Source organism: Peribacillus sp. SIMBA_075, assembly GCF_046534585.1.
Window position 1 is genome coordinate 45,899 of the sequence record NZ_JAWRYN010000020.1, and the last position, 12,807, is coordinate 58,705.

Genomic DNA, 12,807 nt, shown 5'->3' on the forward strand with positions numbered 1-12,807 from the left:
CCCCCCATGTGTTGCCACATACACTCTGGACACATGGAGTGCTGTTCACTACTTGTAAGGAAAGATAAATAAGAGATGTAACAGTGATTAAAGAGCCTTTTGTAAGGCTCTTTAATTTTATTAAGTATAGAGGGTTTTAAATAGATTGAGGACTATGGAGAAAAGGTTATTACATGATGAATCACATTATATTGAAAATGGAGCCCGGTTTATGCTAATAGGTACTTTACTTTATAAGGGAGTTGCTTCGGCAGCGCTTTTTCTTTAAGGGCATGTTCACCTTTTCAAGGCAGCTAACAGGTGCTGTTCCTATTATAAAGTCAACCAGTAAAAAATTACTAGTTGACCTTTTTTTAATATGTATTATTTATTTAACTATTCTAGTTGGAGGATTAAGACCGAATTTTCCTCGTAGTATGCTACTGCTAAACCCTATAACTCCTCCAACAATTGCTGGGATAATCCATCCTAGTCCTACATCGTACATAGGAAGAATTTTATTAAAAAAATTATTAATGGATGAAAAGTGTATACCAGCTCGATTTAATCCATCAAATAAACTAATTATAAATGTTAAAATTAAGCTTCCTTGATACACTTCAGCTTTCCCTTTAATTAAAGAATGAAAAAATGTTAAGAAAATTAATACAATAGCTAATGGATAAATAGCTGTTAAGAGAGGAACAGAAACAGTAATTAACTGTGTTAGTCCAATATTAGCAACTATTGCACTAAAAATAGATAAACTAATAGCAATTGTTTTGTAAGGTACCTTTGGAAATAGTTTATGGAAGAATGAAGAACAAGATGTAACAAGTCCTACGCTTGTTGTTAAACAAGCTACTGTAATCATTAATCCTAATAATATCCCGCCATAAGCTCCAAAATAATAATCCGAGACTTTTGCTAATATAGTACCTCCATTTTCCAGGTGCCCAAGTTTTTCTACACTTGAAGCCCCCATATAAGAAAGAGCTGAATACATGGTTGCCAGGAAAAAGGCAGCAATTCCAGTTGCTTTTGCACAAACAACCATAATTTGTTTTTTTGTTCTAGCACCTTTTTCTTTAATGGCATTAATGATGATGATGCCAAAAACAAAAGATGCAAGCGTATCCATTGTTAAATAACCTTCTCTAAACCCATTAAAAAATGGTTGAACTGAATAATTTTTAATAGGTGCTTGAAAATCTCCGATTGGATGATTAAAAGCAACTACTACTAGGATTCCAATGAACGTTATCTTGATTGGTGTTAATATTTTCCCGACAATTCCGACAACTTTCGCGGGATTGATCGAAAAAAGGCACGTAATGCTAAAAAAGATGATTGTAAAAATAAGTAAAGGAACTGGGCCTGAATTTTCGGATAAAAAAGGTTTTACACCGATTTCAAAAGAAACGTTGCCTGATCTAGGCAAAGCAAATAAAGGACCAATGGCTAAATAAAGAATGGTTGTGAATACAATACCAAATACAGGATGTACACGACTTGCTAACGACTGTAAATCATCTTTCCCCGAAAAACCAAGTGCTAACACACCAAGTAACGGTAAGCCAACTCCTGTTATTAAAAACCCTGCATTTGCTGACCAGATATTCATTCCTGCTGATTGCCCAAGCATTGGTGGGAAAATTAAATTTCCTGCCCCAAAAAATAGAGCAAATAACATTAAACCAATAACTACTATAAATGAAAATGGTACTTTATTAGCCAAATTAAAACCTCCATGAATGAATTAAATTTTACTTTTTCGAAAAAAAGAATTTTCAAAAAATTACTCACAAACCTAAATACATAGGATTGTATCGTATTCTGACTGATAAAATTAATTTCAATAAAAATTTAAAGTTTCTCCTTTTTGGGTGGCCTTATTAAATATGCAATAAGGTTCTTTAAAATTTTAACGACAAGCAGAATATTACTATGATTTCGATTCAAATGTTAATCGGTGTGAATTACAGGAAATTCCCATTACTTAGCCCCCTAATAGTGATCAGTAATTATTAACTAAAATACCATTTTATAACTATTGATATATTGTAATACATACTGCTTACTCTTTAAAGGATAAAAAGGAGGAAAAAAACAAGAAATAAATTTGTCATTGGAAGGTATAAAAGTGGATTACGGACTATAGGTTATACTTTTTTACTTTTTTACTTGTGTCATACGTAGCAGCTGTGAAAAGACAATCCTGGTTGTTAGTTGGATTTAATGAAAAAATAATAGCATAGTTGACTATCCTTATGATGTAACGGTTCTTATAATTGCTATGTTGGTTTTATTAACAATTGTGTACGTATCTATCAAATAGAAGGTTACTCGATTAATTCAACTAATAGGTGCTATAGCCTATAATCGGAGCAGTTTTTAAGGCAGTTTTTCTTTATGCGACTATCGGGGCAATTTAGTTGAAGATTGCTGTTTGATCTTTATTCAACAATTGGACAATTTTTTTGAATAATTAAAGTTCTAATATTTTACTGTGGTAAATAAGTTAAATAGGCCGTGAATATACTGTGGATATGTTAAGACATTAATTAGGAAAGGAGTGAATAAGCAATTATGAAACAAACGATGCGCGTTCTTATTTCTGGTGCGAGCATTGCCGGTCCGGCACTTGCTTACTGGCTTCACCGCCACGGATTCGACGTGACTGTAATAGAACGTGCACCAGCATTGCGCACGGGTGGGTACGGGGTTGATATCCGTGGTGCAGCCATTACGGTGCTAGAGGGGATGGGTATACTCGATCAAGTTCGTGCAGCTGACACGAACATGACTGGTGTTTACTTCGTGAATAGCAAAGGGAAAATCGAAGGTCAAATAAGCGAAGCGAGTATGGGAAACCACCAGGGTCTGGACATCGAAATCATGCGTGACGATCTTTGTCACATTTTGTACGATTTAACTAAGGATACGGTCGAATACATTTGGGGCGATTCGATTACCGCAATACATGAGACTGAAGCTGGTGCAGAAGTTCAATTTATTTATTGCAAGCCGCAGACTTTCGATCTGGTAATCGGAGCGGACGGTCTCCATTCTAATGTACGCACCTTGACTTTTGGCGACGAAGCACAGTTTAAACGTACGCTTGGCTGTTATATCTCAATTTTCACCCTTGAGAATTACCTCAACCTCGACCACCGCCAGCTGTTTTATACGATACCAGGCAAAACTGTAGGTATGTATAGCGCCCGTAACAATACCGAAGCAAGGGGTATGTTCTTGTTTCAATCAAAGGCATTGAAATACGACCGCTATGATACAGAATCTCAAAAGAAACTTGTAGAAAATGCATTCATAGGCCACACGGGTTGGGAAACCTCGAATCTACTCAAAACCATGAAAGATGCGACAGACCTTTATTTTGACGAGATTTGCCAGATTCACATGCCGACATGGTCAAAAGGCCGGGTTACATTGTTAGGAGATGCGGCGTATGGCCCATCACCCCTATCGGGTCAAGGGTCTAGCCTGGCGCTTGTCGGAGCTTTTGTATTAGCTGGTGAACTCAAAGCTGCAGATTGCGATTTCACCAGTGCCTTTGTTGCCTACGAACAAAAAATGAGAAGGTTTGTTGAGAAAAATCAAAAAATAGGACTAATGGCTGCCGGGAGTATGATTGAAAGCTCAACCTTCAAAATCTTTCTACGCAATTTAATGTTTCGCGTACCCATCCTTATGATCGTATCGTTTAAGATGATTTCGAAAATGATAGCGAAAGCTGCCAACGGGATTGAACTGAAAGATTATTGATATGCGATATTTTAGAGACGAATTTCAACCAGTCTTTAAAACAATACAAAACCCGAACAATTTTCTGCCTGGCAGCTAAGCGTGAGCAGGCTCTTAAGCCTTTAATATTATTGTTAATCTTCCGCAATCGGGAGCGATTCTTTAATAAGGTGCTTCAGTTTAATAAGAAGTATAAAAAGGATCTTCCTAATCGAAGATTCTTTTTTCATTGCATATAAGGTCGCTTATTTGTTAACTAGCTTACTATTTTTTTCTAAGGTTCTGACTGATAGTAGAACTACTATTCTGTTTTTAAACAAATTTTCATCAAAAATGACTAAGTATTTTTATGGTTTTAAAAAAACTTCGGCCAAAATAGTAAGTTTTTCGTCTAATATGTATACACAAAAAAACAAAAGAAGGTGATCAACATAATTGCGTCTAATCACAGAAATCCGGAGGATAACGATAAAGCTTTTTTAGGGCTATTTCGGCAATACGAACAGGATATTTGGCATATGTTTACGTGAAAAATAAAGATGATGCACTAGACATTGTACAGGAAACAGCATACCGGTCTTTCCTAAAACTTAATACATTGAATGACTTGAAGTTTTTTAAGACTTGGATCATTAAGATTACAATAAATTGTGCAATTGATTTTTTAAGGAAAAAAAAGAAAGTGGTTCATTTAAACATAGAGGATGATGAGTTTATTTCTAACAGCACGGAAGATATCCCTTTGTCACTAACCCTACAGGATTTATTAGAAGCATTAAATGAAGATGAAAAAACTGTACTATTACTAAAATACTATCAAGGATACACCTTTAGCGAGATTTCAGAGATTTTAAATATACCATTAAGCACGGTGAAATCCGTTTTATATCGAGCATTACAAAACCTTCGCAAAAAAACTAGGAGGGTTGATATGTATGAACAATAAGATAAGACAAGAGATGGATAAAATAGAGATCCCAAATGAGTTAAAAAATAGGGTTATATTAGGGATGGAGAATGCAAAAAAAGAATATGAAAAGCCTAATCAACATAAACCTGAAAGCAAGACTGATAGAAAAAGATGGAGTCTTAGAAAAAAAGTAATTCTTTTCAGCAGTGTTGCTGTATTATTACTTGGATTGTTAATAAGTTCTGCTTTTGTTTCTCCTGCAATGGCAAACGTGATTTCACATATTCCATATTTAGGCTCAATATTTCAATCGGAATCAATAAGTGGCTTATTGATGAATTAGAGGAAAAAGGATACAAAATTAGTGGAACAGGAATCAGTTACAAGCCTAAAAAGGAATTAGAAATAAGAGTAGAAGGTTCAGATGATTATTTTAATGATGTAAAAGATGAGATCGAAAAGACCGTGAAAGGAATTTTAAAATCAAAAGGCTATGATGCCTATTCCGTAAAAGTTAGTAAAGAACTAGCACTAAATGATTATGTCCTTAATGAAGAAGAAATAAAACTTGGAAGAGAAATTACAAACAAACTAAAACAATTGGACTATAAATTTGATCCGATACTAATCTTCCCTAGGGCAAAAGTTATTTCTATAAATATAGACGGATCCAGGAAATACTACGATGCCGTTAAAGATGATGTTGAGAAAGCGGCAATAGACGTTACAGAATTGAATAACTATAAAGATTATAGTATTGATGTAAACAGATCGACTGTTAAGATAGCGAAAGCAGATACAGGAGCATTAATTACACCTGCGATTGCTGAAGGGCTGATGTCAAAAAAGGATTTTAAGGTTACTGGTGTAGGTTATAAAGAAAAACCGTTGAGCTTCATAATAAGTACCTCCATCCCAAGTTCTGATCCAGAAGCAAAAGCACTTGGGTCTGAAATCGAATCAATGATTGTTGAATTTCTGAAATCAGAGGAAATATTGTCAATATTAGGTGAGGAATCTTATGAAATTAATGTAAAGAGCAAAGACAAAAAGAAAATAAATAAATGAATGAAGATGGTTCTTCAAGCCAAAATGTTTTTTAAGGAGTCTACTTATTATATGAAGTTATATGATAAAAAGAAAAAGGTACAAATGAAATATAGAAAGAAAATTAAGGAAAAGAAAGAAGATGAAAATAACAGTAAAAAAGTGTTTGTTATTTGTACTTTCATTGTTTTATTTATTCTGGTGACATACTGGGGGTGATTTATTTCAATCTGAAATCCCTAAATAAATAAGGAGTTGAGTTGTTTATATGTTTGATGTTGCATTGTTATTTATTATTGCTTTTGCTGGAGGAATTATTACTATAATCGGTTTCTTCGTTATATTAGGTCGAAGGATTTCAGAACCGAAGAAAGCACTTCAACTAAGAATAGATAATCTCGACTTTATCTACATATCATAATAGCCAATTTATTAATAAAAAGTTATTCCAGATTATGGCCCTTTAATTGAACAAGAAAGGGAAGGTGCCTCAATTTAATCTTCTTGTAGACTTCTGTATACGCTACCTTTAATTGCTCTTTAAGTTGCTTGGTATTATTTTTCAATTTCATAATCTTCCGTTTCAGTGATTCAATAAGGGCATCTTTCCGCCAACATAGTTTTTGAAGGCTCCAACCGAATGGGCAGCCTCGGTTATAGAAGATTTGAGATATTTATTTCCCTTTTGGGCTCTGGTTGATTTCCTTTCCCCCTGTACTTTCATTGTGTCCTGTATGAGGGGGGGGCCATGAACATAATCTGGCTGCACTTTCGAACTATTTTTCAACGCCCGTTCTGATTTTAGTTAGAATCAGTTCGTCCTTTCGAGCGGCAATATCGGTATAGAATCCAATCGTTCTATGTTTTCTTGATATACACTAACTTTTTGTGGCAACCTCTCGATCGAGTTTTCAATCTGTTCAGTCAGAAAATCAATATGAATTAGAGTCGTTTTGACCATCATGCGTTGATGAGGGTTCACATATTAACTCAGGGCAAGGATTAAATCATCTTTTTTCTTCTTTAACGAGCGTCACGCAAAGCTGGCTTCCAATAACCCATGACAAAGAAGTTGAGCAATCCACTCATCATCAATCCGTTATAGAAAAATTTAATTGGATATTTAATCAATCAATCGGGCATCATATTAAAGGACTTTTAAAGGTTTCATTATTAAATATGGAGGGATTTTTTATGGATAATAACACCAAGAAAAAAATTGAATCTGAGGTTAGAAAAAGTGTGGATGTTGAGATTGGACAAGATTTAAGTGACTTTAGAAATCAATTAAATAACCTGCAATCTTCACTATCTAAAATACAACAAGGGCAACAACAATCCGGCCAGCAGCTGGGTCAACAAAATCAACAACAATCACAGGGTCAACAAAATCAATTATCGCAACAGATTCAACAATTAAGTGGTCAAACACAACAACAATTACAACAAACAGATCAACAATTACAGGAATCTATTCAACAAGCAATTCAAACTTTAAATCAAGCTTCCCAATATGTTCAAAGTAATCGAGCATTAACTCAAATGAATCAAGCTGTAAGTCAGGCCCAACAGCAGTTACAACAAATGATCGGGGGGCAGCAACAATCCGGACAGCAAATGGGAAATCAACAAGGTCAGCAACAATATGGCCAAATGGGACAGCAAAACCACCTACAATAATGTATTTCTAATAAACATATAAAAATGTTGGGAAAAGACTACACATAACAGGGAAGCCTTGAAAGGTTCATAATGAACGCACAGTGCGTTGGTTCTAAAAAGATCGTTATTATGAACTATACCCCGGATAAGGGACACAAAAAAAAGTGTCCCTTCTCCATTCAAATTATGGATAATAGAATAATTCTAAAATTTTCTTCCTTCTCAAATAAATCATCCACTCTTAAGGCAGTAAGTTAGAGATGTGGTGATAAGGATTTATTTGTCACCAATAAATTTCGCCCGCTAAATCCCCATAAATCATTTATTCCTAATAGTGCAGAGTCTATTTTCACGAATGTATTAAACAGGCATTTTGTAAAGTTTATTGATGTCTGATTATGCTAAGAAGTATGTTGTACACTGGTTCATCCATGGGACGCAAAAATTTGTGTCAATGTACTTTTTAACTGGGTTTCTCAGTTATCAAGGCTTTTTTTAATTTTATAATGAAAAGGAACTGGTATACTATTTCATCTTGAGCCTTATCCTTGTATTTAGAATAACCATCCACACTTTTTTCTCCGGGTTCCTTTGATACGTGGGCATAGACATTTAAACTCGTCTGCTAGTAAAAACTAACCATAGCCGATTCATTTATTTTCCATAAATCAAATCATGTTTGATATCGTACATAATTGAAGCACCCAAAATTAAAGAATGATCTATATTTAATCTTCTATAAATTTAATCCAAATCTCTTTAATTCAATGAAGATACTTTCGAATCTAGGTCAGACCTTGGCATTAGAACTTGCTCCGATCCGAGTGAATATCGTTTCGCACGGTATCATTGATACACCTTCCCGCAGCAAAATGCCTGAAGAAACTCGCAATAACTTCTATGCTACGTTCGGAAACAAACTTCCTGTGAAACGAATAGGAAGAGCTGAAGTCGTTGGACAAAGTGTGCTATACTAGCTCCAAAATAGTTTCGTGACTGGAACCGTTCTTCATGTGGAAGGCGGTCATATTTTAGCTTAAGCCAGCAGTAAAATTGTTTGTTCAATCAGATTGTAAAGCGGCTTTTCATTGAAAGGCCGTGTTTTGAGGATAAAAAAGTCAAACAGCCGTTATCCCAAGGGATTTCCGGCGTTCAAAAAGAATCTAATGGTATTAGTAATATTAGACGGGAGCCCGCCACGCGTCCATCAAGCCAATCCTCAAAACAAGAAAAACGCTATTCTTTTTGTAGAATCAATACGAGAGGAAGGCGTTTTTTTATTGGCTTCATTAACAACTACAACTCATTACCCAGGAATTATACCGTAATTTATCCCTCGAGCTATTTTGCTAATAATGAACGTGAAACATACGGAAAGAGTGTAAATGACATAGTAAAAGCTAGGAGTTACACGGTATATGCTGAAATTGGGTAGGGGGGGTGCTGTGGCAGCTCTTTTCTCATAGAGCAAGAACAAGATATAATAATTCCTATTAAATGATATGGGTGGGGAATATGGAAAAACCAGTTGTAATCGAAAATTATAATCCAAATTGGTCGAAGGAATACGAGCAGGAAAAAAAGAAGATAATGGGGGTCTTAAAAAAGAACAATATTTGCATTGAACATATTGGGAGTACATCGGTTATTGGATTAGGAGCAAAACCCATTTTGGATATAATGGTTGGTGTTAATAATTTAGAAGAAGCGGACAAATTTATTGAACCCTTAAAACAAATAGGGTATGAATTTGTAGCTCATAAGGAATTTCCAGAAAGGAGGTTTTTTAGAAGAGGACAATGGAGAGCAGGAACACACCATTTACATATATACAAGTTTGAAAGTAGATACTGGAATAATAATATTTTGTTTAGAAATTATTTAAGAACTCATTCTGATGTACTAAAACAATATCATCAATTAAAAAAGGATTTAGCTGTAGAGCATTACCTAGACAGAACTGGATATACTCAAGCAAAAGAACCGTTTATACAAAATGTCCTTGAAAAAGCAAAAGAAGAACAAAAAAATAAATAAAACCTTCTGTCATTAACAATTGCTTTACTTTATTTTTGAAAATAAACTAGTGGAAAGAAATGTATTTGGTTCAGTTCCAGTGACATTAATAAGTAGTAATTTTAGGTAGGAGGAGAGGTAACTCATGAAAAATCGAATGGGTACATTTAAGGGATCAAAGCATTTCCGGCTGAATCAAGTCGCTGAGGGTATATTTGCAGCAATTTCGGTCCCAGGTACCGGATCTTTAGGGAATGCAACAATCATTGATCTAGGTAATTCAACGCTTGTGGTCGATACCTTCACGACAATACAGGCTGCAGAGGATTTGTAGGCGGCTGCAATATACCTTACTGGAAACCCAGTTTCCTATGTAATCAACACACATTGGCACAGTGACCATACAAGCGGGAATCAACTGTTTACCCCCAAGGCACAAATAATTTCTACATCTATTACACGTGAAATTATGGCTGTATTTGGAAAAAACAGGGTAACACAGCAGTTGTCAAACCCGGAACCGATTTATCAGGCTATTGAAGATTTTGAGGTAAAAATACAACAAGAGACAAACGAAAAACTTAAAAAGGAAATACAATGGGAAAATGCTAGTGACCGTGAGTACATGAAAACACTCCCTAATTTGATATATTCACTACCAACGATAACTTTTGATCAACAGATGAGTATTCATGGTAGTGAACGGACCGTACAACTTATCACGTATGGTGGCGGTCACACGCAAAGTGATGCATTCGTGTACATACCTGAAGAAAAAACTGCCGTAATGGGGGATCTAGTACTCTCGAAGCATCATCCTGTAATGATTAATGCAAATCCTCAGGAATGGCTAACTATTTTGGAGCGAGTTGAACTTCTTGGTCTAGAAACTATCATACCGGGGCATGGCGAAATTTGCTCAATGAAAGAACTTCATGAAGTGAAAGGTTACATAAATGATATTCTTACATTGGTGACGGAGTCCGTCCAAAGTAAGAAAAGTATTGATGATATATTAGTACCAAAAGCTTATCAAGACTGGTACTTTACTACATATTTTAAGACTAATTTGAAAAATATTTATGATTTAATCACTAAATCAGCGGATTAAGAAGAGTGTAAAAGAATATTAAAGCTAGCTTTTGTTGAACTCCCCCAGGTAATTCAGTATTTCTTGCGAATGCTCCCTTATTCGGGGTTTCTTGCAAAGAACACATCATATTGGATAGAAAGAACCTTGAGTCAATCGGAAGGGCTTTACCTCACAAAGGAATATTATTTTGACAATAGACATAGATTTTACTTTGACGGTTGTGAAAATGCCCATACAATCGAAGATGTTTTTGAGTTATGTAAAGATGAAGAAGAGATTTTTATTTTTGGGGGAGAACAGATTTATAATATGTTCTTGCCAAATGTTGAGAAGATGTATATTTCAATGGGGATACATTTTTTCCAGATGCTAATTTCAATAAATGGAATGAAGTATCTGTTGGAAAAGGGGTTATGAACGACAAAAATCCTAATTATTACGATTTTCATGTTTATGAAAGAAAAACCACGGGTGTGTTAGCAGATGATCAGAGCTGTCTTGAAGGCATCTTACTTCAACTAGAAGCTGTTGGTTTATGGTGAATAAATGTAATACATGTATTGTTATAATAGCCTTAAAGCCTTGGTATTGCTGAGTTTCTCAGTACCAAGGCTTTTTTGCATAATAAAAGGGAAATAGCAGGCTGAACACAATTTGACAACAATTGTGTAGAGAATCTTATCTCTATATGGCATTTAAAGTGGATCCAATATTTATTCTAGATTCATTGGAACTTATAAACGTTCGCCATAAAGTTCTTTTTCTTCATTTGGATGAAAAAGAGTGAATCCTTTTGAACAAAACACAAACCTTCTATCTATCTCGAATCCAGCTTTATTCAAAATTTTAACTGTCCCCTGTGAACCAGTTCCAGCATACCCGCAACTACAACCAGATAGGTGTAGCTCATTTCCTTTTTTGTCTATAAGGATGAGATCGCTATCGACCAAAATATTGTCTTTATTAATTTCTTTAACAATTTTTGCAATTTTAAAACGGTCAAATTGATCTTTAACTGCTTCGAATAACGCAATACTTTTATTGGTAACACCGCTATCTTCACCGTAATCTTTTATGACCAATACTTCCCGCTCATATGATTTCTTATATAGATGGTACTTTTGATATGTGACGTCATTAATTTTACAAATAAGTGGATTATCACCATTCGGTTTTTTATTCGTGGATTTATTAAACATTGCGCCCCTCCTAAAATAGTTATTTTATTAAGTTTATTAGGAGAAAAAGAGATTAGTACTAAGAACCTGATAAGAGGCAAATTTTTTTATTTTAGCTTCTCGTTTAACTAAATGTAAGAAGAATTAGTATTAAAGATGTTAAGGAGTTGATGGGAATGAATCGTGATACCTTTAAGGAGTGTGGATGGAGCTGATAGAAAGGGAGTAAAATTGTGAAGTCAAATGAAAAAGCACCTAAAAGCCGCGCTTTTTCAATGTATATCTTTTTAAAGTAATGAACATTCATTATGCTAATAACGATTTCGACTATTGCAAACATTATTATATCAATCAGATTATTTTCAGGGAGCGAAAATTTCAATATATGTATAAGCAATGAAAAATAAAGGTATTGACCATAAGTTGCTGCGTAAAAATAGTGGAATCGTTAAGCTAAAAAAGGGTAAGAAAAAACCCAAAACCTTCTCTACTTCTCTTTTAATAAATAATGATTAATACGGAGATATCAATAACGTTGATAATTATAGTGAAAATTAGGTCAATAACTTCATAAAAGGAAGGTTAACACTTGGACAATACTATTAACAAATACGGTTGTATGGACTCGTAGCATGACAGACCATTCAACAAATCCGTAGATTGTCTACATATTTCTCCATTCAGTTGCATACTTCCTTTGATATTTTGTATCCTCTTCTTTTTCAACCAAAACCAATGCGATTTGCTTTATTTCCTCATCTTTTATTTCATTAAACAAATTCCTAAGTCCTTGAATAATATCAAAAATGAATTAAGGTGTAGTTTTTTTCATGAACACAATTTATAAACCGATCAACAAGACTTTTTATTACCATCTCTTTTTGCTCAGTGCCACCTAGACTTATTTTCCATATAGATTGTAGGCTATGTCTTGCTGTGACGAATTTTTTATCTTTTGTCACTTCCAAAAACCAATGGGAAATCCCCTAGCATTCTTTTCTCAGGGTCACTTTTTGCCAAACCAGAAAGAAATTGGACAGCCCTCTATCCTCGGTGGCTATCAGAATGTGTTAAATCCAACTTCAATTGTTCCTATACTTCATAAGCCCAGTCCACCTCTTCTTTGGTAGATGCAAGAATATGATTGTAGGCTTCGT

11 protein-coding genes and 2 pseudogenes are annotated in these 12,807 nt (G+C 34.7%); 11 read left to right on the top strand and 2 right to left on the bottom strand.

From position 1 onward, the window contains the following. Positions 1-367: 367 nt before the first annotated feature. On the bottom strand, positions 368-1,717 hold the full coding sequence (gene brnQ, locus SB775_RS15610; RefSeq protein ID WP_410862120.1) for a branched-chain amino acid transport system II carrier protein: 1,350 nt from the start codon (positions 1,715-1,717) through the stop codon (positions 368-370). A gap of 851 nt (positions 1,718-2,568) precedes the next feature. On the opposite strand from brnQ, the gene SB775_RS15615 reads away from it, so the two are divergent. From SB775_RS15615 to SB775_RS15665, 11 genes and pseudogenes are all read left to right on the top strand, one after another. After that, positions 2,569-3,765 carry an FAD-dependent monooxygenase gene (locus SB775_RS15615; RefSeq protein ID WP_410862121.1) on the top strand — a complete coding sequence of 399 codons (1,197 nt, stop codon included), beginning with the start codon at positions 2,569-2,571 and terminating at the stop codon, positions 3,763-3,765. A gap of 505 nt (positions 3,766-4,270) precedes the next feature. After that, positions 4,271-4,690, top strand: coding sequence for a sigma-70 family RNA polymerase sigma factor (locus SB775_RS15620; protein WP_410862122.1), 420 nt, complete (start codon positions 4,271-4,273; stop codon positions 4,688-4,690). Then, the gene (locus SB775_RS15625; RefSeq protein ID WP_410862123.1) at positions 4,680-4,997 is read left to right on the top strand and encodes a DUF4179 domain-containing protein; all 318 of its coding nucleotides are present in this window, start codon (positions 4,680-4,682) and stop codon (positions 4,995-4,997) included. Before SB775_RS15620 ends, SB775_RS15625 begins: the two co-directional genes overlap by 11 nt. Before the next feature lie 122 nt (positions 4,998-5,119). Beyond that, positions 5,120-5,722, top strand: a complete 603-nt coding sequence (locus SB775_RS15630) for a DUF4030 domain-containing protein (RefSeq protein WP_410862124.1) — start codon at positions 5,120-5,122, stop codon at positions 5,720-5,722. A 51-nt stretch (positions 5,723-5,773) separates the two neighbouring features. Continuing rightward, entirely contained in the window at positions 5,774-5,920 is a 147-nt protein-coding gene (locus tag SB775_RS15635) for a hypothetical protein (RefSeq protein WP_167555976.1), read from the top strand. 975 nt (positions 5,921-6,895) lie between these two features. Further along, positions 6,896-7,381, top strand: coding sequence for a hypothetical protein (locus tag SB775_RS15640; protein ID WP_208857050.1), 486 nt, complete (start codon positions 6,896-6,898; stop codon positions 7,379-7,381). Positions 7,382-8,139: 758 nt separating this feature from the next. Next, positions 8,140-8,403: pseudogene (locus SB775_RS15645) on the top strand (SDR family oxidoreductase); the annotation flags it as partial. Between the two features lie 475 nt (positions 8,404-8,878). Further along, entirely contained in the window at positions 8,879-9,400 is a 522-nt protein-coding gene (locus SB775_RS15650; protein ID WP_289337793.1) for a GrpB family protein, read from the top strand. 124 nt (positions 9,401-9,524) lie between these two features. After that, a complete protein-coding gene (locus SB775_RS15655; RefSeq protein ID WP_410862125.1) occupies positions 9,525-9,713 on the top strand; it encodes a hypothetical protein in 189 nt (62 codons plus the stop codon). A 9-nt stretch (positions 9,714-9,722) separates the two neighbouring features. Beyond that, the gene (locus SB775_RS15660; protein ID WP_410862143.1) at positions 9,723-10,490 is read left to right on the top strand and encodes an MBL fold metallo-hydrolase; all 768 of its coding nucleotides are present in this window, start codon (positions 9,723-9,725) and stop codon (positions 10,488-10,490) included. 104 nt (positions 10,491-10,594) lie between these two features. Beyond that, positions 10,595-10,936: pseudogene (locus SB775_RS15665) on the top strand (dihydrofolate reductase); the annotation flags it as partial. A 270-nt stretch (positions 10,937-11,206) separates the two neighbouring features. Here the strand turns inward: SB775_RS15665 and SB775_RS15670 are convergent. Next, the gene (locus tag SB775_RS15670) at positions 11,207-11,671 is read right to left on the bottom strand and encodes a hypothetical protein (RefSeq protein ID WP_061462576.1); all 465 of its coding nucleotides are present in this window, start codon (positions 11,669-11,671) and stop codon (positions 11,207-11,209) included. Positions 11,672-12,807 lie beyond the last annotated feature (1,136 nt).